Origin of the sequence: Streptomyces griseoruber (genome assembly GCF_001514205.1) — a bacterium.
GTDB lineage: Bacteria > Actinomycetota > Actinomycetes > Streptomycetales > Streptomycetaceae > Streptomyces > Streptomyces griseoruber.
Window position 1 is genome coordinate 50,844 of record NZ_KQ948765.1, and the last position, 26,694, is coordinate 77,537.

A 26,694-nucleotide genomic window follows, 5' to 3' on the forward strand; every position below is an offset into this window, starting at 1 on the left:
AATCAGGGCAGTGTAGACATGCCGCCATCCAATGTTTACGTAAACATAACAGTCCGCCAGGGCTCTTGCGTGGCCGATGTTTGCGTAAACATCATGGGTTCCGGTGGGGCGGCCGGAAACATCCGCACCACCGCTGGTTCCACCACCGCACGAGCGAGGAACGACATGACGACGCTGCAACCGCCGGCGGCCGCCGAGCCACGGCAGGCACCGCCTCCGGCGAGACGGGACCGACGCTCCTGGGCGGGGTGGGGTTTCATAGGTCCCTTCGTGGCCGTGTTCGCCCTGGTCTTCCTGGCTCCGATCGGCTACTCGATCTACCTGAGCCTCTTCCGTGACCAGCTCATCGGCGGCAACCACTTCGTCGGCCTGGACAACTACACGCAGGCCCTGAAGGACGACGCGTTCTGGGCGGCGGTCGGCCGGGTGGCGCTCTTCCTGGTGGTCCAGGTGCCGATCATGCTGGGCATCGCCCTGCTGGTGGCGCTGGCACTGGACAGCGGCCGGCTCTACGGCAAGAGCTTCTTCCGGATCACGATCTTCCTGCCGTACGCCGTGCCCGCCGTGGTCGCCACCCTGATGTGGGGCTTCATGTACGGCACCAAGTACGGCCTGGTGGGCGACATCAACTCCGCGTTCGGCGTCTCGCTGCCGGACCTGCTCTCCCCGGGCTGGGTGCTCGCCTCCATCGGCAACATCGTGACCTGGGAGTTCGTCGGGTACAACATGCTGATCTTCTACTCGGCGCTGCGGGTCATCCCGACCTCGCTGTACGAGGCGGCGGAGATCGACGGCGCCGGTCAGTGGCGGATCATCAGCTCGATCAAGCTGCCCGCGATCCGGGGCGCGGTCGTCATCGCGACGATCTTCTCGATCATCGGCAGCTTCCAGCTCTTCAACGAGCCGAGCATCCTGCGCCCCCTGGCGCTGAACTCCATCACCACGGACTACACACCGAACTTCTACACGTACTCGCTGTCCTTCAACGGCCAGCAGCACAACTACTCCGCGACGGTGGCCATCATCATGGGCGTCATCACGATGGTCGTCGCCTACGCCGTCCAGCTGCGCGGCATGCGCAAGGGAGCGTGACCCGATGAGCACCTCTGTCACCGCCTCCCCCGCGAAGAGCACCGCCCCCAAGCTGCGGACCCCCCGCAAGAAGCACACCCCGGGCAAGCCGAAGCGCAATGTGCTGCTGACGGTGCTGATGGGCCTGATGGTCCTCTACACCGTGGTGCCGCTGATCTGGCTGGTCATCAACTCCACCAAGACCCAGACGGGTCTGGCCGAGTCCAACGGGCTGTGGTTCGCCCACGACTTCGCCCTGTGGGACAACGTCCGGGACACCTTCACCTACCACGACGGCATCTTCGGCCGCTGGCTCCTCAACACCCTGCTGTACGTGGTGCTCGGTGCGGGCGGCGCGACACTGCTGGCGGTGCTGGGCGGGTACGCGCTGGCGAAGTTCGACTTTCCCGGCAAGCGCGCGGTCTTCGCCGTGGTGATCGGCGCGGTGGCCGTGCCGGGTACGGCGCTGGCGGTGCCGACCTTCCTGATGTTCAGCAAGATGGGGCTGACCGACACCCCCTGGGCCGTGATCATCCCGTCGCTGGTGTCGCCGTTCGGCCTCTATCTGATGTGGGTGTTCGCCGCCGAGGCGATCCCGACCGAGCTGCTGGAGGCGGCCCGGATGGACGGGGCGAGCGAGGTGCGGACCTTCTTCCGGGTCGCCCTGCCGCTGCTGGCGCCCGGGATCGTGACCGTGCTGCTGTTCACCACCGTCGCCACCTGGAACAACTACTTCCTCCCGCTGATCATGCTCAAGGACCCGGACTGGTACCCGCTGACGCTGGGTCTGAGCGCCTGGAGCTCCCAGGCACAGACCATCGGCGGTGATGTGATCTTCAATCTGGTGATCACCGGGTCCCTGCTCACGATCCTGCCCCTGATCGCCGCCTTCCTGTTCCTCCAGAAGTACTGGCAGTCCGGCCTCGCCGCCGGAAGTGTCAAGGAGTGACGAGGGCCGCCCCCCCAAGCCCCACATGTGAGCAATACCGGCACCACCCCCACCCTCACCCGTCCCACCCACGAAGAAGTGGAAACACCCTCATGCGCAGATCAACGAGCCGTGTCCTGCGCGGCCTCGCCCTCCTCTCCACCCTCGCCCTCGGCGCCACGGCGTGCGGCAGCTCGGACGACAGCTCCGACACCAAGGCCGTCTCCGCCGGTGACATCCAGTCGGCCCTGAAGAAGGGTGGCTCGATCACCGTCTGGGCCTGGGAGCCCACCCTGAAGTCGGTCGCCGCCGACTTCGAGAAGAAGTACCCCAAGGTCAAGATCAACCTGGTCAGCGAGCGGTCCGGCGACAAGCACTACACCGCGCTGTCGAACGCCATCTCCGCCGGCAAGGGCGTCCCGGACGTCGCGCAGGTCGAGTACTTCGCACTCGGCCAGTACTCCCTCACCAAGGGCCTGACCGACCTGGCCCCGTACGGCGCGGAGAAGCTCGCCTCCAAGTTCACGCCCGGCCCGTGGAACGCCGTCAGCGAGGGCGACAAGGTCTACGGTCTGCCGATGGACTCCGGTCCGATGGCGCTGTTCTACAACAAGAAGGTCTTCGACAAGTACAAGATCGCCGTCCCGACCACCTGGGACGAGTACCTGGACGCGGCCCGCAAGCTGCACAAGGCCGACCCGAAGGCGTACATCGCCAACGACCTCGGTGACGCGGGCTTCACCACCTCGATGCTGTGGCAGGCCGGTTCGCGTCCGTACAAGGTCGACGGCACCAAGGTCGCCATCAACTTCGACGACGCCGGCGCCAAGAAGTTCGAGACCGTCTGGCAGAAGCTGATCGACGAGAAGCTGCTCGCCCCGGTCTCCGGCTGGACCGACGACTGGTACAAGGGCCTCGGCGACGGCACCATCGCCACCCTGGCCACCGGTGCCTGGATGCCCGCCAACTTCGAGACCGGTGTCCCGAACGCCAAGGGCGACTGGCGCGCCGCCGCCATGCCGGCCTGGACCAAGGGCGACAAGGCGAGCGCCGAGAACGGCGGCTCCTCCCTCGCGCTGCCCGCGCTGGGCAAGAACAAGGAACTCTCCTACGCCTTCGTCGAGTACGCGAACGCCGGTGACGGTGTGGCCACCCGGGTGAGCGAGGGCGCCTTCCCGGCGACCGTCGCGGAGCTCCAGGACACCGCGTTCAAGAACAAGGAGTTCCCGTACTTCGGCGGCCAGAAGGCCAACGAGATCTTCGCCGAGTCGGCCGCGAACGTCGCCGACGACTGGTCGTACCTGCCCTTCCAGCCGTACGCCAACTCGATCTTCAACGACACGGTCGGCAAGGCCTACGTCTCCTCCACGAAGCTGGCGGACGGCCTGAAGGCCTGGCAGGAAGCCTCCGTCAAGTACGGCGAGGAGCAGGGCTTCACCATCGAGAAGTAGTTCTCGGGCAGCAGTACGTCAACGCCGGGCGGCGCGGCTCCCGGGCCGCGCCGCCCCCGTGCACGACCTTTCGGAAGGACCGCCATGATCTCCACCCTCCAGTCCCGCATGCTGCGCGGGGCGGACGGTGACCCCGCCCCGCGTCTGGCCTACGGCGCCGACTACAACCCCGAGCAGTGGCCCCGGGACGTGTGGGAGGAGGACGTCCGGCTGATGCGGGAGGCCGGCGTGACCGTCGTCTCCGTGGGGATCTTCTCCTGGGCGAAGATCCAGCCGGGCCCGGACACCTGGGACTTCGGCTGGCTCGACGAGGTCATGGACCTGCTGCACGCGGGCGGCATCGGCGTCGACCTGGCGACCGCGACCGCCTCCCCGCCCCCGTGGCTGACCACCGCCCACCCGGAGATCCTGCCGGTGACCGCGAACGGCGAGACCCTGTGGCCAGGCGCCCGCCAGCACTGGCGGCCCACCTCGCCCGTCTTCCGCGAGCACGCCCTGCGCCTGGTCCGCACGATCGCCGACCGTTACAAGGACCACCCGGCGCTGGTCGCCTGGCACGTCTCCAACGAGCTGGGCTGCCACAACGTCTACGACCACTCCGACGACGCGGCCCGCGCCTTCCGCGTCTGGCTGCGCGCCCGCTACGGCACGCTCGACGCCCTCAACCACGCCTGGGGAACCGCGTTCTGGTCGCAGCGCTACACCGACTGGGAGCAGATCCTGCCGCCCCGGCTGGCCGCCTCGCACCCGAACCCGACCCAGCAGCTCGACTTCAAGCGGTTCTCCTCGGACGCCCTGAAGGACCACCTCGTGGCCGAGCGGGAGATCCTGAAGGAGATCACGCCGGACATCCCCGTCACCACCAACTTCATGGTGATGGGCAACACCAAGGGCATGAACTACCCGGACTGGGCCGACGAGATCGACTTCGTCTCCAACGACCACTACGTCCACCCCGGCCCGCAGGACCGCGACGAGCTGTCCTTCTCCGCCAACCTGACCAGCGGCATCGCCGCCGGCCGGCCCTGGTTCCTGATGGAGCACTCCACCAGCGCGGTCAACTGGCAGCCCGTGAACGTGGCGAAGCGGCCGGGCGAGCTGGCCCGTGACGCGCTGCTGCACGTGGCGCACGGCGCGGACGCGGTGTGCTACTTCCAGTGGCGGCAGTCCGCGGCCGGTGCCGAGAAGTACCACTCCGCGATGGTCCCGCACGCCGGCGCCGACAGCGACGTCTTCCGCGCGGTGGCCGAACTGGGCGCCACCCTCAGGACGCTGGCCCCCGTGGCCGGTGCCGAGCGGGAGACCGCGGCCGTCGGCATCCTCTACGACTGGGACTCGTGGTGGGCGAGCGAGCAGGACTCGCACCCCACCTCGCTGCTCGACTACCGGCAGGAGGCGCTCGACTGGTACTCGGCGCTCCTCGCCCTCGGTGTGCGCGCCGACCTGGTCACCACCCGCGCCGACCTCTCCCGCCACCAGGTACTCATTGCGCCGGTGCTGCACGTCGTACCCGCCGGACTCGCCAAGGAGCTGACGCGGTACGCCGAACAGGGCGGCCACCTGATCACCACCTACTTCTCCGGTGTCGTCGACGAGAACGACCACGTCTGGCTCGGCGGCTACCCGGGCGCCCTGCGCGAGCTGCTCGGCATCCGCATCGAGGAGTTCGGCCCGCTGCTCGCCGGGGAGGACGTCGAGCTGGACGGCGCCGGCCCGGGCACCCTGTGGACCGACCGGATCACCGTCACCGACGCGACCGACACCGAGGTCCTCGCGAGCTACCGCACCGGTGTGCACGCCGGCCGGCCCGCGATCACCCGGCGCACCACGGGCACCGGTTCCGCCGCCTACGTCTCCACCCGGCTCGGCATCGACGGACTGCGCTCGCTGCTGCCGCGGCTCCTGGAGCCGGCCGGGGTGAGCAGCGAACTCCCCGAGGACGCGCGGGGCCGGGTCGAGCTGACCGTCCGCCGCGGGGCGACGGAACGCTTCCTCTTCCTGGTCAACCGCACCGACGAGACGGTGCCGGTGACCGGCCTCGCGGGCGACGTGCTGGTCGGCGACGACCGCACGGACGACGCCCTCGTCCTCGGGCCGCGCGCGGTCGCCGTACTGCGCCAGGCCCTGTAGCACCGCCTGCAGCACCGCACACAGCACCCCACGACTCCCCGGCACGGCCTGACCCGTGCCGGGGGCCATCCCTTCCTGCCCGCGCGGTGGGAGGGGCCACCACAGCGACCGCACCGCAGTTGGGAGCATTGATGGCACGCCGTACCAGACGGTCCCTCGGGGCCGCCGCGCTGACCGCCCTGGCCACCGGGGCCGCTCTGCTGAGCGTCCCCGCCCAGGCGCGGGCCGACGCCGCCGTCACCGTGACGCCGGATCCGTCGTACCAGCAGGACAAGTTCGAGGGCTGGGGCACCAGCCTCGTCTGGTTCGCCAACGCGACCGGCGACTACCCGCCCGCGATCCGCGAGAAGCTCGCGAAGCTGCTCTTCGGCGACGACGGGCTCGCGCTGAACATCGCCCGCTACAACATCGGCGGCGGCAACGCGCCGGACGTCAAGGACTATCTGCGCGCGGGCGGCGCGGTCGAGGGCTGGTGGAAGGCGCCCGCGGGCACCACCCGGACGGACACCGACTGGTGGAGCGCGGACGACCGGGCGGACTGGAACAAGGACGCCGACGCCACCCAGCGCTGGTGGGTGAACCGCATCAAGAACGACATCGACCACTGGGAGACGTTCAGCAACTCCCCGCCGTGGTTCATGACCGTCAGCGGGTATGTCTCCGGCGGGTTCAACGCCAACGCCGACCAGCTGAAGGCCGACTCGGTCGACGACTTCGCCGCCTATCTCGCCGGGGCGACCAAGCTCCTGGAGAAGTCCGAGGGCATCAAGGTCGACACGATCGACCCGTTCAACGAGCCCAACACCGGCTACTGGAGCACGCGTCTGGGCTCGGACGGCGAGCCCGTCGGCGGCCGGCAGGAGGGCGCCCACATCGGGCCCGAGCTCCAGCAGAAGGTGCTCGCCGCGCTCCCCGCCGCGCTGAAGAAGGCCAAGGTCAAGGCCGACATCTCGGCGATGGACGAGACCAACCCGGGCATCTTCGCGACGAACTGGAACTCCTACTCGCAGGCTTCCAAGGACGCCGTCGGCCAGATGAACGTCCACACCTACGGAACCGGGCAGCGCACCACCGTGCGCGACCTCGCCAAGGCCGCCGACAAGCCGCTGTGGATGAGCGAGGTCGAGGGCGACTGGGGCGACGGGCAGAGCTTCACCGACATGCGCCCGGGCCTCGGCCTCGCCCAGCAGATCGTCAACGACCTGCGCGAACTGGAGCCCAAGGCCTGGGTGTTCTGGCAGCCGGTCGAGGACTACGACAACATGAAGCCGGGCGGCGAGTCCGCCAAGGGCGGCAACTGGGGGTCCATCCAGCTCCCGTTCAGCTGCACCTCCACGGACACGCTCCAGTCGTGCCCGATCCACACCAACACCAAGTTCGACACGGCCCGTAACTTCACGCACTTCATCAAGCCCGGCGACAAGCTGATCAAGGTGGACGACACCTCCAGCGCCGCGGCCGTGACGAAGGACGGCAAGGGCGCCTCGCTCGTGCACGTCAACAGCACCACCGCGGCCCGTACGGTCACCATCGACCTGTCGAAGTTCCGCACCATCAAGGGCAACGCGACCGTCACCCCGGTCGTGACCAGCGCCGACGGCAAGCTCCAGGAGCAGGCGCCGGTGAAGGTCGTGGACGGCAGGGCCACCTACACCGTGCCCGCCCAGTCCGTGACCTCCTTCTCGGTCAAGGGCGTCTCGGGTGTCGCGAAGAACGCGGGGCTCTTCAGCAAGGGCCACTCCTACACGCTGACCGGTGTGCAGAGCGGCAAGGCGGTCACCGTCGGGGCCAACGGCACCAACCTGGTCATCGGTTCGGCCAACGGCACGGTCGCGCAGGAATGGCAGCTCGACGCGCGCCACGGCAAGAAGGGCAACCGCCAGCGGTACGTGTTCGCCAACCCGGCCGAGGGCAAGCGGCTCGCCGTGCGCAACAACGTGCCGGTCGTCGAGCCGGACACCGGCGAGCGGGACCCGGCCACGGAGTGGATCATGTCGACCACGGGTGACGGCACATGGACCCTGGTCAATGTCGCCACCGGGCGACTCCTCGAGGTCGGCGGCCAGGCCACCAACGAGGGGGCGGCGGTCACCACGTGGACTGCCAACTCGGGCTCCAACCAGAGGTGGAGGGTCACGGACGTGACGCCGTAACCCGCCCCGCCCGGGCCACCGCCCGCCGCGCGCCCCTTCGCGTCGGCGGGCGGCACGCTTCCGCGGTCGCCCGGGCTCTCACGGGCGTCCTCCGTACCTGATCAGCTCCAGCCGCCTCTGGGCGTGCCGTGCGACGAGGTACTCGTCGAAGCCCGCCCACCTCCACAGCCGACGCAGTGGCCACGGCCGGTCCTCGAGCCTCAGGTCGGGATGGTCGTAGGCGTGCCGGACCGCCGCCTTGAGCAGCCGGTGTTTCGCTCCGCCCAGGAACCGGCTCCAGTCGGCTCTGTCGAAGTGCCGGTCCCACGCCGCGCTGGGCCGGAAACGGTCGTAGTACATCTCATGGCTCCAGCTCAGCAGGACGTCGGCCCGCGGTGCCCAGTCCAGTGGCGTCGGCGGCGTGCGCAGCGAGCGCCACCACTCGGCGAGCAGGCCGTCCCGGAGCAGTTCGTGGAGCAACATGTCGCCCGGACGGGGAGAGGTCGTTGCCGCCCCGTCACTGTGGGGGCCGGTCGGGGAGTCCTGCAGCAGCCGCGTCAGCCATGTGGCGTAGCGGTCGTCCGGGGCGTCCGGAACCTGCGGCGCGGCAGGATCACGGGCCGCCAGGATGAGCCGCGCCTGCTCGGTGAGCGCCTCGTTCACACAGTTCGCGAACCAGCGGAAGAGGCGCAGGGCACGCCCCGTCTTCCCCAGCGTGATGTGCACGGTGCGCAGCCAACCCGCGTCGTCCCGGTGCAGCACGAGGGTGTGCACCTCGGGCGGCATGTTGTCCCGGTCCTTGGGTCGTCGCGGGATGTCGAGGATCAGCAGCTCCTCCAGCGGCATCCGCGTGGTGCGCCCCCAGGGGATGGGCCAGGCACGCAGCGTATGGGTGACGGCGTGTCCGTCGAACTCCAGTCGCGACCACCGGGTGCTCGCGCTCAGCGGCCGGGCGGCCGGTGTCCCTGGATCTCGCGGAGTCGTCATGCCGGAAGTATGACCGGCGGCAAGGGCCCCGCGGAATGTGCCCGGCCGACCCGGCCGACCCGCCCGGACGTCCCCGGGGCGGCCGCCGGAATGCGTTCCAGGACGCCGCCCGCGAACACGTCGTACAGCGGCAGGGTCTCCAGGTGGACGTAGCCGATGTGGCAGTCGCAGACGGCGAGGGGGCAGGCGCGGGGGCGCAGGGCGGTGCGGTAGGTGCCGTCGTAGAGGTTGCCGAGTTCGGCGGGGACGAAGTGGCAGCGGCGGACCGTGCCCTCGCCGTCGACCGAGATCACCGACTCACCGGTGCGGCAGGGCAGTCCGGCGCTGGTGTGCGGATGGCGGCTGTACGGGAACAGCGGGTCGAGGGCGGTCCAGTCCTCGGCCTCGGGGTCGGTGTAGGTGTGGCCCTCGGCCGCGTTGATCCACAGATAGACGTGCTCGGGCAGGTCGGCGCGCAGCCGGCGGGCCGCTTCGAGGTGGCCGGGCAGGCCGACGACACCGACGCTGAAGCGGATGCCCCGGTCGGCGAGGTCGTGGCACTTGGTGAGGAAGCGGTCGTAGGGGGTCTGGCCCGGGTGGTACGTGCACCACAGGGCCAGCGTCCGGGGGTCGGCGTCGGCGAGCCAGTCGGTCCGGCAGCTGAGGTTGGTCTGGATGGCGACCCGGCGGATGTGCGGCAGATGGGACAGCTCGGTCAGGGTGCGCCGGTACCAGGAGCGGACCAGGCCCTCTCCCCACGGGGTGAACAGGAGGGAGAGCCGGTCGTCGGTCCGGGCGGTGGCCCAGGCCGCGAACCGTTCCAGCGCGGCGCGGTCGGCGCGCAGTTGGGCGGTGGAGTCGCGGCGCTTGGCGAACGGGCAGTAGGGGCAGTCGTAGTCGCAGGAGGCGAGCGGGCCCCGGTACAGGAGGGTCAGGTCCATGGCGGCCCGTCACTTCCTCTCGTAGGCGGCCATGGCGGCGCGCACGGCCGGGGAGAACAGCTCGGGGCCGATGGCGTCGGAGTGGGCGAGGCCCTCGGCGGTGAGCCGCACGAGCCGGGCGTCCTCCGTCAGCCAGCCCCGGTCGGCGAACCCGGCGAGTTCCGGGCCGAAGTCCTCGGCGGGGGTGCCGCCGAAGCGGGCGCGGTAGTCCGCGACCCCGAGTCCCTCGGCCTGGAGGAGGGACTGCAGCAGGTGCCGGCGGCGGGACTCGTCGGGGGTCATGGGGTGGCCGACCTCGGCGTGTGTGAAGTCGGTGGCGGTGACGTAGTCGTCGATGATGCCGCGGATCTCGTGCATACCGACCGCGTAGTCGAAGGAGTAGTGCAGTCCGGCGGTGTAGGAGCGGGCTCCGCAGCCCAGGCCGATCATGCCGTCGGTCTGGCAGGCGTAGTCGTCGGCGCCCTGGGGCGGGGCGTCGGCGCGGCGGAACATCCGCATGGACTGCTGGGTGTAGCCGTGCGCGAGGAGGTGGTCGCGGCCGGTCCGGTACAGGGTCAGACGCTGCTCGTCCCAGGCCGGGTCGGGGCCGGTCGCGGCGCGCCGGTCGAGGCCGGTGAGGGGGCGGACGTAGAGCGGGTAGAGGTAGAGCTCCTCGGGCTGCCAGGCGAGGGCGGCGTCCAGGGAGTGCAGCCAGCTCCGCTCGGTCTGGCCGTCGATGCCGTAGATGAGGTCGATGTTGAGGACCGGGATGCGCGCGTCGCGGATGCGGGCGAGGGCGCTCTCGACGTCGGCGCGGCGCTGCGGGCGCACGGCGGCCCGGGCCTCGGTCTCGACGAAGCTCTGGACGCCCAGGCTGAGCCGGGTGGCGCCGCGCTCGGCCAGGACGGCGAGCCGGTCGGCGGTGGCGGTGGCCGGCGATGCCTCGACGGACAGCGGGACCGCGCGCAGGTCGGCGCCCATCCGGTGCTCGGCGATGTCGCAGAGCCGCTCCAGCTCGGCGGCGGTGAGGAAGGTGGGGGTGCCGCCGCCGAAGGCGGCCGTGGCGAAGCGGACGACGTCGGTGTCACCGAGGGCCTCGCGCACGGCCGTGGCCTGGCGGTCCAGGGCGTCGAGATAGGCGCCGGTGAGGCCGTCGGGGGCGCCGATGCGGGTGAAGAGGTTGCAGAAGCCGCAGCGGACCTCGCAGAACGGTATGTGCAGGTAGAGGGAGAGGGCGTCCTTGGGCTCGGCCGCCCAGAGGCTCCTCAGCGTCGGCCGGTCCGTGAGCTTCCGGTAGGCCGTCTTGTGGGGGTAGGCGTAGACGTAGTGCTGGTAGGGGGTTGCCGCGGTCGCGGTGGTCATCGGGCGGCCTCCGCCGGGTCCAGGAAGAAGTGGGCGTACGGCACGGTCCACACGGACGCGTGGCCGAGGCGGTGGCCGGTGTAGCCGTCGTCGCCGTAGGCGGTGCCGTGGTCGGAGCAGACGATCGCGAAGCAGGGGCGTCGGCTGCTCGCGGCGGTGAGGAGCCGGCCGATGTGCCGGTCGACGTACTCCAGGGCGGCGGCGTGGGTCTCGCGGGTGTCGCCGGCCTCGCGGGTCGCACCGGGCAGATGGAACCAGTTCGGCTGGTGCAGGGCGGAGACGTTGACGAAGAGGAACAGCCTCTGGTCGGACGGGAGTTCGCCGATGACCCGTTCCACGCAGGCGATCTGGTTCTCGAAGGAGTGCGGTGAGGTGACGCCGAACTCCGGTGCCCAGTGGGACTCGTGGAAGAGTCCGGGCAGCACCGAGCCGAGCGGGCCCTGTTTGTTGAAGAAGCCCACGCCTCCGACGCACACGGTGTGGTAGCCGGCCTTCGCCAGGCCGGAGACCAGGTCCGGGGTGTCGTAGACGAAGGTGCCGTCGGCGGTGGTCTCGCTGCCCGCGAAGCCCGCCGCGAACAGACGCGGGTGCGGGCCGGGGGCGGCCGGGGTCGGCAGGAAGCCCGCGAAGATCGCCTGGTGGGAGGCGTAGGTGAAGCTGCCCGGGGCGTGCCGCTCCTCCCAGCGTCCGCCGGGGAGATGCCGGGCGAGGTGCGGGATGCGGCCCGCCGCCGCCAGCTCCACGGCCACGTCGTACCGCAGGGTGTCGAGGGTGACCAGGAGGATGTCGTGACGGCCGACGACGTCCTTCATGTCGGGCATGTCGGTTTCAGGCATGGGGTGTTCCTCTGTCGTGCCGGTCGTGCCGGTCGTGCCGGTCGTGCAGTACGGCGGCCACCTGGGCGCCGTAGGTGTCCAGTCCCTCGGCGCCGCTGCCGGGCAGGCCGGTCAGCCGGGGCAGCAGGTCACCGAAGGCGTTGACCTCGCCGACGGCGGCCCTGCGCCAGCCGACGGCCGGGAGCAGGTCGACGCCGACGCACAGGGTGCGCGGGAAGCAGGCCGCGGCCCGCTCGCACACCCCGAGGACGTCGGCCCAGCGGGTGCCCGCCGCCTCGAAGGACCGGCGGACGGCCTCGAGGTCGCCGCGGCTGCCGCCGAGGTGGAGGTTGGTCATGGGTGAGCGGCTGGTGCGGACCACCGCGTGGGTGGCCCGGCCGGCCACGACGACGACCCGCAGATCGGCGGCGCGGCCCTCCTGGGAGGCCTTGGGCAGCCAGCGTTCGAGGTGCAGGCCGTCCGGGGCGAGGGCGTCGACGACGGCCGCGATGTCACGCTCGCTCTCGTAGCGGCGCACCTTGAGGGAGTTGTGCAGACGGCCGTCCACGGCCAGCTCCACCGAGGTGGTGGCCCTGATCCGGCCTCCGCCGCCCGCCTCGACGGCGAGGACGCCGGACGCGGACGACCCGTGCGCGGGTTTCACGAACAGCCGGTGCATCCGGTGCTCGCGCATCAGCGCCCGTACGTCGTCCCAGCCGCGCACCTCGGCCGCGCCCGGGCCGGAGGTCGGCGAGGGGGGTACGGGGACCCCGGCGGCGTCGAGGACGGCGTGGCAGCGGCGTTTGTCGAACAGCACGGCGAGGTCGTCCGGGTCGTCGAGGCGGTGGCCGCCGCGCAGAGTGCGCACCGCGGCGGTGAAGCGGGCGTACCAGCGGGCCGAGCCCTCGACCCGGGTGGGGTCCCCGGCGCCCCGCAGGAGCCGGTCGACCTCGGTGTTCTCCCCGGGTGAGTCGACGCGGACGGTCTCGTCGGCGGCGAAGTCGGCTCCACCGTCGCGCAGGACGTCCGTCCAGGGGACGATCCGCGGGGCGGGCAGGCCGGCCGCCAGCACCGCGTCGCCGAAGAGGGCGACGCGGCGGTTCTCGGGGTTGCCGACCACCGCGAGGCGCGGCCGCGGCGGGAGGGGTGTGCTCACTCGCCCACGGCGACATAGCGCCAGACGGTGCCGTCGTCCTCGGTGTCCTCGTCGGCGTCGTCGCGGTCGAGGTCCAGCTCGACCCCCGTCAGGGTCTGGCGCAGGCGGTCCTGGAGCGGCTCGGTGAGGTAGTGGTGGTGCAGGTCGAGCTTCTTGAGGTGGGTGAGCGGCTGGCCGCCGAGCAGTGCGGCGGCGCCCTCGTCGGTCAGGATGCCCATGGAGAGGTCCAGCACCTCCAGACGGGCGACGACCGGCGCGGAGGCGACGGCCGCGGCGACGGCGTCCTGCATCTCGCTGTTGCGCAGGGCCAGATGACGCAGGTGCGGCAGCCGGGCGCCGGACAGGATGGGCTCCAGGTCGGTGATCTCGCTGTCGCCGCCGTAGTCGGGGGTGCCGAGCCACAGGTCGAGGTGGTCCAGGGCGGGCAGGTCGCTGCCGCCGACCCCGCGCACCACCTCGGCGCCCAGGCCGCCCGTCTCGATGACGAGCTTGCGCAGCGCGCCGTGGCTCACCGCGGGGAACTCCAGTCCGGAGCCGCCGCGCACACCCAGTTCCTCCAGCGCGGGGTAGGCCGTGAGCAGCGGGGTGACGTCGGTCTGGTTGATCCAGGAGATCTCGCACTCCTCGGACTCCATGTCGCCCACGAACAGGGCGCGCAGCGCGGGGAAGCGGTCCCGGGCGCCGACCAGGGCGTCGACGACGACGGTGGGGTCGGTGTCGTACGCCTCCTGCCAGGGTCCGACGATCAGGGCCCGTACGCGGGTGGTGTCGACGGCGGCGCAGAAGCGGGCGAAGGCGGCCGTCCACGCCTCGTCGGAGTCGTGGACGTCGCTGGTGATCCGCCAGGCGAAGCCGTCGGCGTCGGGCAGGTCGTCGGTGCGGGCGTCGGGGCCCGGGAAGGAGTAGACGGGCAGCCCGTACAGCGAGACGAGGTGGGTGGCGTAGGACATACGACTGCTCCTGTGCGGAAAACGTGTGCGATCCCTGATGCCCGCAGTTGTACCAACAGGCACTGACAACGGCCGTCGGTGGGGGCGGGGTTGCGGGGCGGGTTCGGGGCGTTGTCAGTGGCGGCCCGTACGGTCGTGGTCATGAGGCCGGTGCGAGGTGCACCAGGCGGTGAGGGGAGAGCCATGTACCGGCAGGGAGACGTGCTGATCGTGCCCGTGGACACGGAGGCGGTGCCGCCGCATGTCGCACAGGCGCCGCGCGAGACGCGGGACGGGCGGGGTCGGCTGGTGCTGGCGCTGGGCGAGGTCACCGGGCATGCCCACGCCGTGGTGGGGCCGGGTGACCTGGTGCGCGAGCCGGGGCCGTTCGGGCCGCTGCTGCTGCATCTGCCGCAGGGCGGCCGGGTGGTGCACGAGGAGCACGCGGTGATCGCCCTGCCGAAGGGCTGGTACCGGGTGATCCGGCAGCGGGAGTACGTGCCGGGGTCCGTGCGGATCGTCGCGGACTGAACAGGGCTGGACAGGGCGGGACAGGGCTGAGCCGGGCTGGACAGGGAGTGGGGGAAAGACCGATGACGACGACGGGTGTGCAGGTGACGGCAGTGGCCTCCGACGAGAATCTCGCCGCCTGGCGGGCGTGCGCCACGGCGACCGGTCCCGCCGACCGGGCGGCGGCCGAGGCCGGTGTGCGCCGGGCCTACCGGCAGGCCGGGCTGGCCGAGCCGGAGCGGGTGGTGTGGGCGGGCTCGCCGCGCGAGGCGGTGACGCTGATCCGGGCGATGACGGACACGGGCCCGAGCGTGCGCGAGACCGTGCGCAGTGCCCCCTGGGCGCAGGAGCGGCAGCTGCTGCACGCGGAGTTGGGCACGGCGGGCTGGCCTGCGCACTGGGCGGCCACCGGTGGCCGGCTGTGGGACTCCACCCAGGCCCTGGTGGACCGGATCCGGACCGGGCTCCTGGAGGAACTGGCGGGCGGGGACACGGGCAAGGAGGCCGCGCGGATACGGCTGGTCCTGCTGGACGCGGTGCTGGGGCAGCACGACGCGCCGTGGCTCGCCGCGTTCGCCACCGACGGCGGTCCGCTCGACGGGCTGGCCACGGTGTCCCGCAACGCGGGCTGGTGGTGGCCGTTCGCGCGGGTGGCGGTGGTGTCGGAGCGGCCGGTGGCCCTGCACCGCGACGAGGCGGGCCGGCTCGACCACGGCGACGGCCCGGCGCTCGCCTACCCCGACGGCTTCGCCCTGTACGCCTGGCGGGGCATGCCGGTGCCGGCCGATTTCCTGGCGGAGCTGCCCTCGCTCACCCCGGAGCGGATCCGCGCCGAGGAGAACGCCGAACTGCGCCGGGTGATGCTGGAGTACTACGGCTACGACCGTTATCTGGCGGACTCCGGTGCCCGCCCCGTCCACCGGGACGGGACGGGCATCCTGTGGCGGATCGACCTCGCGGACGACGAGCCCGTGGTGATGGTGGAGGTCGTCAACTCCACGCCGGAGCCGGACGGCACCCGGCGCACCTACTGGCTGCGGGTCCCGCCGTCGACCCGGACGGCACGGGAGGGGGTCGCCTGGACGTTCGGACTGGCGGCGGACGGGTATCGGCCGCTGCTGGAGACGTGAGGCCTCAGACCTCGCCCGTGCGGACCAGCACGTCCGTGACCTGTGCGCGGAGGTGTTCCCTGGCCGCGGCGGGCAGCGCGGCGAGGTCGGTCCGCTCCAGGGCGTGCAGCACCTGGTCGGCGTCCCTGTCGAAGGGGGTGCTCTCGCTGAGCACCTCGTAGCCCTCGCGTACGGCCACCCGCAGCTGTCGCGGACCGTTGCCGTCGCTGTCGCCGTCCGCGTGCACCGCGGCGGCCACGACGAGCGGGGGCGGGCCGCCCGCGTCGCCCTCCACCTTGCGGTAGCCGCTGACCAGCGGGGTGCGCCAGCGCAGGCCGAGCAGCAGCGGACGCTTGGCCACCAGCTCGCCGAGATCGGTGTCGTACACGTTGCCGGGTTCCAGGACCGTGGCGCGGGCGTCCAGGACCAGGGCCGCGGGGAGCAGACAGCGCAGGGTGCTGCCGACGATGTTGCCGCCGACGGTGGCGGTCCGGCGCACCGCGCCGGTGCCGATGCCGGAGGCCGCCCGGTGCAGCACCTCGGGCACGGTGGCGTCGACGCGGTGCAGCAGCACGGCCCCGCCGAGTTCCTCGGAACCGACGACGTTCGCCTCCGGCACATGACGCAGGGACACCGCCTTTTCCGGGAAGCCGTCCCGTTGCCAGGCGGCCCACACCAGTGTGGCCCCGCCGATCGGTATCGCCCCCTCGGCCAGACAGCGCTGGGCGTCGGATATGGAGGAGGGAAGACGCAACTGCACGACAACCGACCTGCCTTCCCGGGTAGTTCGAGGGGAGACACGTGTCACTCCCCCGTGTGATCAACGGCAGAACGGATTCTGCCCAGGCACACGGGGGCGCATACAGGGCTCATGGCGGCACTCGGTGCCAGGGCAAAATGCGTTGCGGCCGGTCCCGCCGCTGCCGACCCTTGCCCCATGTCCTATGTCCTGCGCCCCGCCACTCTCGCCGACGCGCCCGCCGTGACCGAACTGCTCAACGCCGTCGACCTGATCGAGATCGGCCGGCCCGAGACGGATCTGCACACCGTCGAGGCCGATCTGAAGCATCCCGAGACCGATCTGGAGCGGGACTCCTGGCTCGCCTTCGCCGGCGACCGGCTGGTGGCCTACGGGCTGCTGTGGGACGAGTCGGGCGGCGAGCGCGTCGACATCGACCACTACGTCCTGCCCGACCGGCAGGACGCGGGACGGCTCGTCCTCGAGGCGATGGAGGCGCGGGCGCTGGAGCGGGCCCGGGAGAACGGCGCCGGGCGCGCCGTGGTGCATCTGCACCTCAACATCGCGCCCACGCTGGACACCTCGCTGCTGACGGAACGCGGCTGGTCCGTCGTACGGCGCTATCACGTGCTGCGCCGGGCGGTGGACCCGGCCGGGGACCGGGCGCCGGCGCTGCCCGCCGGGGTGCGGCTGCGCCCGTGCGCCACCGAGGCGGACCGCGGGCGGGTGCACGAGCTGTACCAGGCCACGTTCGCGGAGCACTTCGACTTCCAGCCGCGCGGCTACGAGCAGTGGCTGCACGACGTGGACGCCGAGGGGCTCGACTGGTCGCTGGTGTGGATCGTCGGCACGGACGAGCTCGGGGACGCCGGGTTCCTGCTGGCCCGCGACGACCGTGAGGCGATGGGCTGGATCCGCAGCCTCGGTGTGCTGCGCGAGGCCCGGGGACGCGGGCTCGCCGGGCTGCTGCTGCGGCACGCCTTCGCGGCCTTCGCCGCCCGGGGCCGGGACACCGTGGGGCTCGGCGTGGACACCTCCAACGCCACGGGCGCCCCGGAGCTGTACGCCCGCAACGGGATGGGCGTGCACTACGCGGTCGACACCTGGGAGGCCGTCCTGCGCTGAACCGGCAGCAGGCCGTGGAGGATTCAACTTGCCTGCGGGCGCGCTCCCGAGGTGCAGGCGGCCGACGGCCTTCATAGCATGGAAGGCGGGTGTTCACAGGGGGGTCCTCCTTCCCCGTGGGGTACCGCGATGAGCAGGCAACGACGCGCCGCACGGCGTTCCCCGGCCGGATACCGCAGCTCGCTGCCCTGGCGGATCGTCACCGGCGGCGCCCAGTTCCTCGACCGGCGGATCGGCTGGGACAGGCTGCCCGTGCCGCCGGGCCTGGCGACGCTGCTCGGACTGCGCGTCGGGCTGCGGCGCAGGAACCTCCACGACACCGGCCGGCTCCCCTCGGTCGGTCCGCCCGATCCGGCGCCCCCGTCCGAGCGGCACCGCGTCGACCGGACCGCGGACGGCAGCCACAACGACCTCGGCGACCCGCGGATGGGCATGGCGGGCACCCGCTTCGGCCGGAACATCCCGCTGGACCGGATCGCCCCGGCCACGCCCGAGGACGTCCTGTCGCGGCCGAGTCCGCGCGAGGTCAGCCGCATGCTGCTCACCCGCGAGGCGATGACCCCGGCGGAGTCGGTCAACTCCCTGGTCGCCGCCTGGCTCCAGTTCATGATCCGGGACTGGTTCAGCCACGGTACGAGCCCCACCGACCGGCCCTGGGAGGTGCCGCTCCTGGACGACGACCCGTGGCCGGAGCGCCCGATGCGGATCATGCGGACGCCGGACGACCCGACCCGCGACCCCGCGGCACCCGCCGGGACGCCCGACACCCGGATCAACGTCTCCTCCCACTGGTGGGACGCCTCGCAGATCTACGGCTCGAACGAGACGGAGCAGCGTCTGATGCGCACCGGCGAGCGGGGCCGGGTGCGTCTGTGGGACGACGAGCGGTCCCCGTTCCCCTCGGACCCCTCGCGCGATCCCTCCCGGGTGCCGGGCTTCTGGCTGGGGCTCGCGATGATGCAGAACCTGTTCGCCCGGGAGCACAACGCGATCTGCGACCACCTCCACGGCGCGTACCCCTCGTGGGGCGACGAGGAGCTGTTCCAGCGGGCCCGGCTGGTCAACGCGGCACTGCTGGCCAAGATCCACACCGTGGAGTGGACACCGGCCGTGATCAGCCACCCGACCACCGTGACGGCCATGCACGCCAACTGGTGGGGTCTCGCGGGCGAGCGGGTCCACCGGCTGTTCGGCCGGATCAGCGGCAGCGAGGTCGTGAGCGGCATCCCCGGCGGCCGGACCGACCACTACGGCGTGCCGTACTCCCTCACCGAGGAGTTCGTCGCGGTCTACCGGATGCATCCGCTGATCCGGGACGAGTGGCCGCTGCGCTCCGCCGCCGACGACGGGACGCTGCGCCACTGCACCCTGCGGGACATCTCGGGACCGGGGGCCCTGAAGGTCCTGGAGACCACGGACATGGCGGATCTGCTCTACAGCTTCGGCACCCTGCACCCCGGGCTGGTCACCCTGCACAACTTCCCGCGGTTCCTCCAGGAGTTCGAGCGCCCCGACGGCCGTCTTCAGGACCTCGCCGCCACCGACATCCTGCGCTCCCGCGAGCTGGGCGTCCCACGCTACAACGAGTTCCGGCGGCTGCTGCGCCTGAAGCCGCCCGGGAGCTTCGCCGAACTGACGGACGACCCGGAGTGGGCGCGGCAGATCGAGCTGCTCTACGACGGCGACCTCGAGAAGGTCGACCTGATGGTCGGGCTGTACGCGGAGCGCCGCCCGGCCGGATTCGCCTTCAGCGACACGGCGTTCCGCATCTTCGTCCTGATGGCCTCGCGCCGGCTGAACAGCGACCGCTTCTTCACCGAGTACTACACGCCCGAGGTGTACTCCCGGGCCGGTCTGGCCTGGATCGACGACAACAGCATGATCACGGTGCTGCTGCGCCACCACCCGGAGCTGCGCACCGCGCTGGCGGGCCTGACGAACGCCTTCGTGCCGTGGCGCACCGCCGGTCAGCCGCTGGACGACAGCCAGGGCTGCGGGTCGGTGTAGTAGCCGTCGTAGATCACCTCGAAGTGCAGATGGGGGCCGGTGGAGAGGCCGGTGGAGCCGACCCGTCCGACCGGCGTGCCGGTCTGCACTCCCTGGCCCACGGTGACGTCGATCCGGGAGAGATGGCTGTACGTCGTCTGCAGCCGCTTGCCCTCGATGGTGCCGTGGTCGACGACGACCCGGTTGCCGTAGGCCTTGGTCAGGGCCGCGAAGACGACCGTGCCCGCGCGGGCCGCGGAGACCTGGGCGCCCTGGGGTGCGCCGAAGTCCACGCCGGTGTGGAGCTTGGTGACGCCGGTGAGGGGGTGTTTGCGGGAGCCGTAGGGGGAGGTGATGGTGAGGGTGGTGACGGGCGGGGCGAGGATGGCGTCGGCCTGGGCGCCCGCCGCGCCGCCGCTCGGGTCCTCCCGGTCGAACTCGGCGTACTTCGCGAACAGGGCCTTGACCTCGGTGAGGTAGGTCGTCGCGTCGGCGGGGACGCGTCCCGCCTTCTCCACGGCGTCCGTGCCGACGGCGTAGGCGGCGAGGGTGAGGTCGACCAGGTCCCCGTTGACGGTTCCGTCGGTTCTCAGGTCGGTGACCTTTCGGGCGAGGGAGCAGTCCTGGCGGCCGAGCGCCATGATCGCGTCGGCCGGATCGCCGGGCGAGGACGTGCCGTTGCCGTCGTCGTCCTTGCCCCAGGTCCGCCACTGGGCGTCGGTGAAGGCCGCGATGCCCTGCCCGCCGGAGGCACCGGCCGTGGCGTTGTCCCAGCCGGTGAGCTGGTCGATCTGGGCGGCGAGGACGGACGGTGTGACGACGGAGCAGGCGTCGGCGGCCTTGCGCAGCCAGGGGCCGTAGGTGTCGTTGACGCCGGCCACCGCGTCCTGCTGGGTGCCGCCTCCCGGTGTCCAGTCGTCGGGGAGTCCGCCGGTCAGGGCCAGGACTCCGGCGACGGCGGAGAGGGTGAGCAGGCCCGGCAGGACGAGGAAGACGACGGGGCCGGGACCGCGCCGGCGGGGTGAGGGGGGCGGCGGGGTCTGCGTCGGTGCTCCGGACCCGGTGTCCCGTACGGGGGTGTCGACGGCGTGCTCTTCGCTCACGCGGAGGGCTCCGCGGGGAGTGTGCAGTTGTTCACGGGCGGACGGTAGCCCGCGGCCGGGCCGGTGTCAGCGGACGCGAGGGCAGAACCGCTGCCCGCAGGGGCAGAACCGGTCGGCGGTGTCCTGCCGGGGGCCTTGGTAGAAAGAGCCGCCACAGGCCCGGACCTCGGATGCCGGCCGTCGTCCGCGTGCGGAAGGATCCCGTCGTGTCCCTCGCCCACATCTCCCGTCTGCACGGCCTGCCCGTGCACGTCTTCCCGCAGCCCGGCGCCGGGGACCGGCCGTTGCCGGAGGCCGGGGCGGTCGCCTGGAAGCTGGTGAGCGGTCTGCGGACCGACGAGGAGGACTTCGACGAGTACTGGCAGCGTTTCCTGGACACCGTGGACCCGGCGGGGGTGCGCGCGCTGGTCCTCGGCGGGGGCGCCTACGGCGGTGACCTGGACGGCTGCGAACCCGGGGAGACGGCGGAGCTGCTCGCCCAGGCCGCCGACCGGCTGACCGGTCTTCAGGCCCTCTATCTCGCCGACCTCATGTTCGAGGAGGCGGAGCTGTCCTGGATCGTCCAGGGGGACGTCAGCCCGGTCCTTCAGGCCTATCCCGGGCTGCGGGAGCTGGCGGTGCGCGGTTCGACCGACGGCTACGGCGGCGGTCCGGGCCTGGAGTTCAAGCCGATCAGCCATGACGGGCTGCGCGTCCTGCGCTTCGAGAACGGCGGGCTGCCCGCGCAGGTGCTGCACGGGCTCTCCGCCTCGGAGCTGCCGGCCCTGGAGCACCTGGACATCTGGCTGGGCGCCGAGTGGTACGGCCGTACCGCGACCGTCGAGGACCTGGCGCCGGTCCTCGACGGCTCCGGGCTGCCCGCGCTGCGCCGGCTGGGCCTGCAGAACGCCGACATCCAGGACGAGGTGGCCGCCGCCGTCGCCTCGGCGCCGGTGGTGGCCCGGCTGACCGCCCTGCACCTGGGCCGCGGCACCCTCACGGACGCCGGGGCCGAGGCGCTGCTGACCGGTCAGCCGTTGACCCATCTGGAGGAGCTGGACCTGCACCACCACTACCTGTCGGACGAGATGGCCGAGCGGGTGCGGCAGGCCCTGGAGCCGCACGGGGTGACGGTCGACGTGTCCGGCAGGCCTGAGCTGGAGGAGGGGGAGGAGCGGTACGTGGCCGCCGCCGAGTGACCCCACCGGCGGCCGTCCGCTCAGTCGACCACGACCAGCAGGTCGCCGCCCTCCACCTGCTGGATGCGGTTGATGGCGAGCCTGCTCACGCGGCCGCCCTTGGGCGCGGTGATCGTCGCCTCCATCTTCATCGCCTCGATGGTGGCGACGGTGGCACCGGCCGCGACCTCGTCGCCCTCGGTGACGGCGAGGGTCACCACACCGGCGAAGGGGGCGGCGACATGGCCGGGGTTGGCGCGGTCGGCCTTCTCGGTCACCGGGATGTCGGAGGCCGCCGCCCGGTCGCGGACCTGGATGGGCCGCAGCTGGCCGTTGAGGCTGGACATCACCGTGCGCAGTCCGCGTTCGTCGGCCTCTCCGACGGCCTGGAGCTCGATCAGCAGCCGCACGCCGGGCTCCAGGTCGACGGAGTACTCCTTGCCCGGGCGCAGACCGTAGAAGAAGTCCTTGCTGTCGAGGACGCTGGTGTCGCCGAACGCCTGGCGGTGGGCCTCGAACTCGCGGGTCGGGGCGGGGAACAGCAGCCGGTTGAGGGTGGCGCGGCGGGACTTCTCCAGGCCGTCGCGGTCCTCCGCGGTGAGGTCGTTGACCGGCTTGGCGTCGGCGCGTCCCTCAAGGGCCTTGCTGCGGAACGGCTCGGGCCAGCCGCCGGGCGGGGTGCCCAGCTCACCGCGCAGGAAGCCGATGACGGAGTCGGGGATGTCGTAGCGGTTGGGGGCCGCCTCGAAGTCCTGCGGGGACACCCCGGCGCCGACCAGGTGCAGGGCGAGATCGCCGACCACCTTGGAGGAGGGGGTCACCTTGACCAGGTGGCCGAGGATGCGGTCGGCGGCGGCGTACATCGCCTCGATGTCCTCGAAGCGGTCGCCGAGGCCGAGCGCGACGGCCTGGGTGCGCAGGTTGGAGAGCTGGCCGCCGGGGATCTCGTGGTGGTAGACGCGCCCGGTCGGGGAGGCGAGGCCCGCCTCGAACGGGGCGTAGATGCGGCGGACGCTCTCCCAGTACGGCTCCAGGTCGCCGACCGCCTGGAGGTCGAGGCCGGTGGGGCGCTCGGAGTGGTCGGTCGCGGCGACGATCGCCGACAGCGAGGGCTGGGAGGTCGTACCGGCCATGGAGGCCACCGCGCCGTCCACCGCGTCCGCGCCCGCCTGGATCGCGGCGAGGTAGGTGGCGAGCTGGCCGCCGGCGGTGTCGTGGGTGTGCAGGTGGACCGGCAGGTCGAACTCGCGGCGCAGGGCGGAGACCAGCTTGGCGGCGGCGGGGGCGCGCAGCAGGCCCGCCATGTCCTTGACGGCCAGGACGTGGGCGCCGGCCTGGACGATCTGCTCGGCGAGCCGCAGGTAGTAGTCCAGCGTGTACAGGCGCTCGTTCGGGTCGGACAGGTCGGAGGTGTAGCAGAGGGCGACCTCGGCGACCGCCGTGCCCGTCTCGCGTACGGCGTCGATGGCGGGGCGCATCTGGCCGACGTCGTTGAGGGCGTCGAAGATGCGGAAGATGTCGATGCCGGTGGCGGCGGCCTCCTGCACGAAGGCGTCCGTGACCTCGGTGGGGTACGGCGTGTAGCCGACCGTGTTGCGGCCGCGCAGCAGCATCTGGAGGCAGATGTTGGGGACGGCCTCGCGCAGGGCGGCCAGCCGCTCCCAGGGGTCCTCGGCGAGGAAGCGCAGGGCGACGTCGTAGGTGGCGCCGCCCCAGCACTCCAGGGAGAGCAGGTCGGGCAGGGTGCGGGCGACCAGCGGGGCGGAGGCGAGGAGGTCCTTGGTGCGCACCCGGGTGGCGAGCAGGGACTGGTGGGCGTCGCGGAAGGTGGTGTCGGTGACGCCGATGGTCGGGGACTCGCGCAGCCAGCGGGCGAAGCCCTCGGGGCCGAGGTGGACCAGCCGCTGCCGGGAACCGGCCGGCGGCTCGCCGGCGGGCAGCGGGGGCAGCTTGGTGGTCGGCTCGATCAGCTCGGGGCGCTCGCCGTGCGGCTTGTTGACGGTGATGTCGGCGAGGTAGGTGAGCAGCTTGGTGCCGCGGTCGGCGGAGGAGCGGGCGGTCAGCAGGTGCGGGCGCTGCTCGATGAAGGAGGTGGTGACCCGGCCGGCCTGGAAGTCGGCATCGTCGAGGACGGCCTGGAGGAACGGGATGTTGGTGGCCACGCCGCGGATGCGGAACTCGGCGACGGCGCGCCGGGCGCGCCGGATGGCGGCCTCGAGGTCCCGGCCCCGGCAGGTGAGCTTGACCAGCATCGAGTCGAAGTGGGCGCTGATCTCCGTACCGGCGTGGGTGGTTCCGCCGTCGAGGCGGATGCCGGAGCCGCCCGGGGAGCGGTAGGCGCTGATCCGGCCGGTGTCGGGGCGGAAGCCGTTGGCGGGGTCCTCGGTGGTGATACGGCACTGGAGGGCCGCGCCGCGCAGGGTGACCGTCTCCTGGGAGAGGCCGAGGTCGGCGAGGGTCTCGCCGGAGGCGATGCGCAGCTGCGCCTGGACGAGGTCGACGTCGGTGACCTCCTCGGTGACCGTGTGCTCGACCTGGATGCGCGGGTTCATCTCGATGAAGACGTGGTTGCCGTCGCGGTCGAGGAGGAACTCGACCGTGCCCGCGTTGCGGTAGCCGATCTGGCGGGCGAAGCGGACGGCGTCGGCGCAGATCCGCTCGCGCAGCTCGGGGTCGAGGTTGGGCGCGGGGGCCAGCTCGATGACCTTCTGGTGGCGGCGCTGGACGGAGCAGTCGCGCTCGAAGAGGTGCATGACGTTGCCCTCGCCGTCGGCGAGGATCTGTACCTCGATGTGGCGGGGGTCGACGACGGCCTTCTCCAGGAAGACGGTCGGGTCGCCGAAGGCGGACGCGGCCTCGCGGGAGGCGGCCTCGATGGACTCGCGCAGCACGGCCGGGTTCTCGACCCGGCGCATGCCGCGGCCGCCGCCGCCCGCGACGGCCTTCACGAACACGGGGAAGCCGATCTCCTCGGCGGCGCGGACGAGTTCGTCGATGTCGTTGGAGGGGGCGGAGGAGCCGAGGACGGGGACGCCCGCTTCCCGGGCCGCCGCGACCGCGCTCGCCTTGTTGCCGGTCAGTTCGAGCGTGCGGGCGTCGGGGCCCACGAAGGTGATGCCGGCCTCTTCGCACGCACGCGCGAGTTCGGGGTTCTCGGAGAGGAACCCGTAGCCCGGGTAGACGGCGTCGGCGCCCGCCCGGCGGGCGGCGGCGACGATCTCCTCCACGGAGAGGTAGGCGCGCACCGGGTGCCCGGGTTCGCCGATCTCGTAGGCTTCGTCGGCCTTCAGCCGGTGCAGTGAGTTGCGGTCCTCGTGCGGGAAGACGGCGACCGTGCGTGCGCCCAGCTCAAAGCCGGCGCGGAACGCACGGATCGCGATCTCACCACGGTTGGCGACCAGCACCTTGCGGAACATCCTGGACCCCTTCAGCCTGACGGTGACGGGACCCATGGTGGCGGTGAGTGACTTTTTTGACCATGTGAGCCGGGCCACTCACCGGCAGGTCTCGCCCAATGAGACGTGTTCCGCAGGGCGAATCAGGTCGCGGTGGCCGCCGCGGCCGCCCGGCCCGCCTGACGTCCGGAGAAGAGACAGCCACCGAGGAAGGTGCCCTCCAGGGAGCGGTAGCCGTGCACCCCGCCGCCGTCGAAGCCGGCGACCTCGCCGGCCGCGTACAGCCCGGGCACGGGGTTGCCGGCGGCGTCCAGGACCCGGCCGGAGAGGTCGGTCTGGAGGCCGCCGAGGGTCTTGCGGGTGAGGACGTTGAGGCGGACGGCGATCAGCGGTCCGGCGCTGGAGTCGAGGATCCGGTGGATGGACGCCGTAGGGCTGAGGCTGTCGCCGGTGTGGTTCAGGGCGTTGCGGATGCCCATGACCTGGACGTCCTTGGTGTACGCGTTGTCGATCGCATGCCGGCGACGAGGTCGGTGAGGGTGGTGGCGACGACGAAGTCCTCGCCCTTGTTCTTGAACTTCTCGATCGGCTCCGGGGTCTGCCAGATGCGGGTGAGGAGCTGCCAGATGTTCTTGTTGGTGAGGTCCGGGTCCTGTTCGGAGCCGGAGAGCGTGGTCCGCAGGGTGTGCAGGGTGTCGTAGCCCGGGATGTCGGGCGTGTCGAAGCGCCTGCCGGTCGCGTCGAACCACATCGAGGAGGGTCCGGGCAGGATGCGGATGCCGTGGCCGGGCCAGATCGGGACGTAGTTCCTGAGGCCCTCGGTGTAGTGCCGCATACGGTCGGGGTCGACGATCCGGCCGCCCGCCTTCTCGGTGATGGCGAGCATCCGGCCGTCGACGTGCGCGGGGACGCCGGTGACCATGGACGTCGGCGGGGTGCCCATCCGGGCGGGCCAGCTCTGGCGGACCAGGTCGTGGTCGGCGCCGATGCCTCCGGAGGTGACGACGACCTGGGCGCGCAGTTCGAAGTCGCCGACGACCGCACGCTGCGGTCGGCGCATGTGGTGACCGTGCCGCTCGACGGCCGCCCGGCGGGCCTCGGCCCGCTTCCGCCGGAGGACGGGGAGCTCGCGCCGGAGGCGCTCGTGGTGGTCGCGCCCGCCGCCGCCCTGCCGGAACTACCCCGCCTGTACCCGCTGTTGGTGCGCGCCCTGGACCTCGGCCGGCACCAGGGACTGCACGGCCTCTACGACGTCACGGGCTTCGCCGGCCGGATCGCGCTGACCGAACAGCCTCACCTGGGTGCGCTGTTGAGCCGCAGGCTGCTCGCAGACCTGGATCCCGCGGACGCCTTCCACCGCCGACTCGCGCTCACCGCACTGGCGTTCCTGGACAACGGCCGTCGGCTCGACCAGACGGCGGCGGCCTTGTTCACCCATCCCCACACCGTCCGCTACCGCCTCGGCCGGCTCCGCCAGATCACTTCCGCCTCCCTCACCGACGGCGACGGCGGCCCGCTCGCCGCCCTGCACTGGTGGTGGGCGCTCACCGCGTGGCTGGAGTCGCCAACACAGCACTGAACAGGGGAGCTTGAAATGCGCGGCCTTTCTGTTCGACCTGCCGGACATTGTTCGAGAAGTCTTGACGCGGCCATGTACACCGTTTGACACTCTCGCAACATCACGTCACACGGCTGAAACGGCGGTCTCCT

General features: G+C 71.8%; 20 protein-coding genes and 1 pseudogene. 11 read left to right on the forward strand and 10 right to left on the reverse strand.

The genetic code is table 11. The features are described 5' to 3' along the window. Window positions 1-165 precede the first annotated feature (165 nt). From AQJ64_RS08600 to AQJ64_RS08620, 5 genes are all read left to right on the forward strand, one after another. Window positions 166-1,092: a carbohydrate ABC transporter permease gene (locus AQJ64_RS08600; RefSeq protein ID WP_055636631.1), complete on the forward strand. Its 927-nt coding sequence runs from the start codon at window positions 166-168 to the stop codon at window positions 1,090-1,092. A gap of 4 nt (window positions 1,093-1,096) precedes the next feature. After that, entirely contained in the window at window positions 1,097-2,020 is a 924-nt protein-coding gene (locus AQJ64_RS08605; RefSeq protein ID WP_059202540.1) for a carbohydrate ABC transporter permease, read from the forward strand. Between the two features lie 92 nt (window positions 2,021-2,112). After that, window positions 2,113-3,450, forward strand: coding sequence for an ABC transporter substrate-binding protein (locus AQJ64_RS08610; protein ID WP_055635506.1), 1,338 nt, complete (start codon window positions 2,113-2,115; stop codon window positions 3,448-3,450). A gap of 84 nt (window positions 3,451-3,534) precedes the next feature. Next, window positions 3,535-5,580, forward strand: a complete 2,046-nt coding sequence (locus tag AQJ64_RS08615; protein ID WP_055635507.1) for a beta-galactosidase — start codon at window positions 3,535-3,537, stop codon at window positions 5,578-5,580. A 131-nt stretch (window positions 5,581-5,711) separates the two neighbouring features. Continuing rightward, window positions 5,712-7,733: an RICIN domain-containing protein gene (locus AQJ64_RS08620; RefSeq protein ID WP_055635508.1), complete on the forward strand. Its 2,022-nt coding sequence runs from the start codon at window positions 5,712-5,714 to the stop codon at window positions 7,731-7,733. Window positions 7,734-7,811: 78 nt separating this feature from the next. Here AQJ64_RS08620 and AQJ64_RS08625 read toward each other — a convergent pair whose 3' ends face one another. Genes AQJ64_RS08625 through AQJ64_RS08650 form a run of 6 tightly spaced genes read right to left on the reverse strand, consistent with a single transcriptional unit; the run spans window position 7,812 to window position 13,881 of the window. Then, entirely contained in the window at window positions 7,812-8,699 is an 888-nt protein-coding gene (locus tag AQJ64_RS08625) for a hypothetical protein (protein WP_157880998.1), read from the reverse strand. Next, window positions 8,696-9,619 (reverse strand): STM4011 family radical SAM protein, encoded by a 924-nt coding sequence (locus tag AQJ64_RS08630; RefSeq protein ID WP_055635510.1) that lies wholly within the window; start codon window positions 9,617-9,619, stop codon window positions 8,696-8,698. Before AQJ64_RS08630 ends, AQJ64_RS08625 begins: the two co-directional genes overlap by 4 nt. A 9-nt stretch (window positions 9,620-9,628) precedes the next feature. Beyond that, a complete protein-coding gene (locus AQJ64_RS08635; protein ID WP_055635511.1) occupies window positions 9,629-10,960 on the reverse strand; it encodes an STM4012 family radical SAM protein in 1,332 nt (443 codons plus the stop codon). After that, a complete protein-coding gene (locus tag AQJ64_RS08640) occupies window positions 10,957-11,772 on the reverse strand; it encodes an STM4013/SEN3800 family hydrolase (protein WP_169809744.1) in 816 nt (271 codons plus the stop codon). The genes AQJ64_RS08635 and AQJ64_RS08640 overlap by 4 nt, the downstream gene beginning before the upstream one ends. Before the next feature lie 16 nt (window positions 11,773-11,788). After that, window positions 11,789-12,931: an STM4014 family protein gene (locus AQJ64_RS08645; RefSeq protein WP_099054019.1), complete on the reverse strand. Its 1,143-nt coding sequence runs from the start codon at window positions 12,929-12,931 to the stop codon at window positions 11,789-11,791. Beyond that, window positions 12,928-13,881 carry an STM4015 family protein gene (locus tag AQJ64_RS08650; RefSeq protein WP_059202541.1) on the reverse strand — a complete coding sequence of 318 codons (954 nt, stop codon included), beginning with the start codon at window positions 13,879-13,881 and terminating at the stop codon, window positions 12,928-12,930. Before AQJ64_RS08650 ends, AQJ64_RS08645 begins: the two co-directional genes overlap by 4 nt. 183 nt (window positions 13,882-14,064) lie before the next feature. Here AQJ64_RS08650 and AQJ64_RS08655 point away from each other — a divergent pair, with 183 nt between their 5' ends. Further along, window positions 14,065-14,391: a hypothetical protein gene (locus AQJ64_RS08655; RefSeq protein WP_059202542.1), complete on the forward strand. Its 327-nt coding sequence runs from the start codon at window positions 14,065-14,067 to the stop codon at window positions 14,389-14,391. 62 nt (window positions 14,392-14,453) lie between these two features. Continuing rightward, window positions 14,454-15,500: a DUF6745 domain-containing protein gene (locus AQJ64_RS08660; RefSeq protein WP_059202543.1), complete on the forward strand. Its 1,047-nt coding sequence runs from the start codon at window positions 14,454-14,456 to the stop codon at window positions 15,498-15,500. 4 nt (window positions 15,501-15,504) lie between these two features. Here the strand turns inward: AQJ64_RS08660 and AQJ64_RS08665 are convergent, their stop codons facing one another. Beyond that, window positions 15,505-16,239 carry an FAD binding domain-containing protein gene (locus tag AQJ64_RS08665; RefSeq protein ID WP_055637447.1) on the reverse strand — a complete coding sequence of 245 codons (735 nt, stop codon included), beginning with the start codon at window positions 16,237-16,239 and terminating at the stop codon, window positions 15,505-15,507. A gap of 177 nt (window positions 16,240-16,416) precedes the next feature. Between AQJ64_RS08665 and AQJ64_RS08670 the strand changes: the two genes are divergently transcribed. Together AQJ64_RS08670 and AQJ64_RS08675 are read left to right on the forward strand one after the other, a co-directional pair. Next, a complete protein-coding gene (locus AQJ64_RS08670; RefSeq protein WP_055637446.1) occupies window positions 16,417-17,343 on the forward strand; it encodes a GNAT family N-acetyltransferase in 927 nt (308 codons plus the stop codon). A 129-nt stretch (window positions 17,344-17,472) separates the two neighbouring features. Then, window positions 17,473-19,350, forward strand: coding sequence for a peroxidase family protein (locus AQJ64_RS08675; protein ID WP_055637445.1), 1,878 nt, complete (start codon window positions 17,473-17,475; stop codon window positions 19,348-19,350). Here AQJ64_RS08675 and AQJ64_RS08680 read toward each other — a convergent pair. Further along, window positions 19,311-20,432 carry a M23 family metallopeptidase gene (locus AQJ64_RS08680; RefSeq protein ID WP_079061543.1) on the reverse strand — a complete coding sequence of 374 codons (1,122 nt, stop codon included), beginning with the start codon at window positions 20,430-20,432 and terminating at the stop codon, window positions 19,311-19,313. The genes AQJ64_RS08675 and AQJ64_RS08680 overlap by 40 nt on opposite strands. Window positions 20,433-20,638: 206 nt before the next feature. Here AQJ64_RS08680 and AQJ64_RS08685 point away from each other — a divergent pair, with 206 nt between their 5' ends. Beyond that, the gene (locus tag AQJ64_RS08685) at window positions 20,639-21,610 is read left to right on the forward strand and encodes an STM4015 family protein (protein WP_055637451.1); all 972 of its coding nucleotides are present in this window, start codon (window positions 20,639-20,641) and stop codon (window positions 21,608-21,610) included. A gap of 20 nt (window positions 21,611-21,630) precedes the next feature. Here the strand turns inward: AQJ64_RS08685 and AQJ64_RS08690 are convergent, their stop codons facing one another. Both AQJ64_RS08690 and AQJ64_RS08695 read right to left on the reverse strand, forming a co-directional pair. Beyond that, complete coding sequence (locus AQJ64_RS08690) at window positions 21,631-25,005, reverse strand: pyruvate carboxylase (protein WP_055637443.1); 3,375 nt, start codon at window positions 25,003-25,005, stop codon at window positions 21,631-21,633. Window positions 25,006-25,127: 122 nt separating this feature from the next. After that, window positions 25,128-26,029: pseudogene (locus tag AQJ64_RS08695) on the reverse strand (FAD-binding protein); the annotation flags it as partial. Window positions 26,030-26,047: 18 nt separating this feature from the next. Between AQJ64_RS08695 and AQJ64_RS08700 the strand changes: the two are divergent. Next, window positions 26,048-26,563 (forward strand): helix-turn-helix domain-containing protein, encoded by a 516-nt coding sequence (locus tag AQJ64_RS08700; protein WP_240512883.1) that lies wholly within the window; start codon window positions 26,048-26,050, stop codon window positions 26,561-26,563. The last annotated feature ends 131 nt before the right edge of the window (window positions 26,564-26,694 follow it).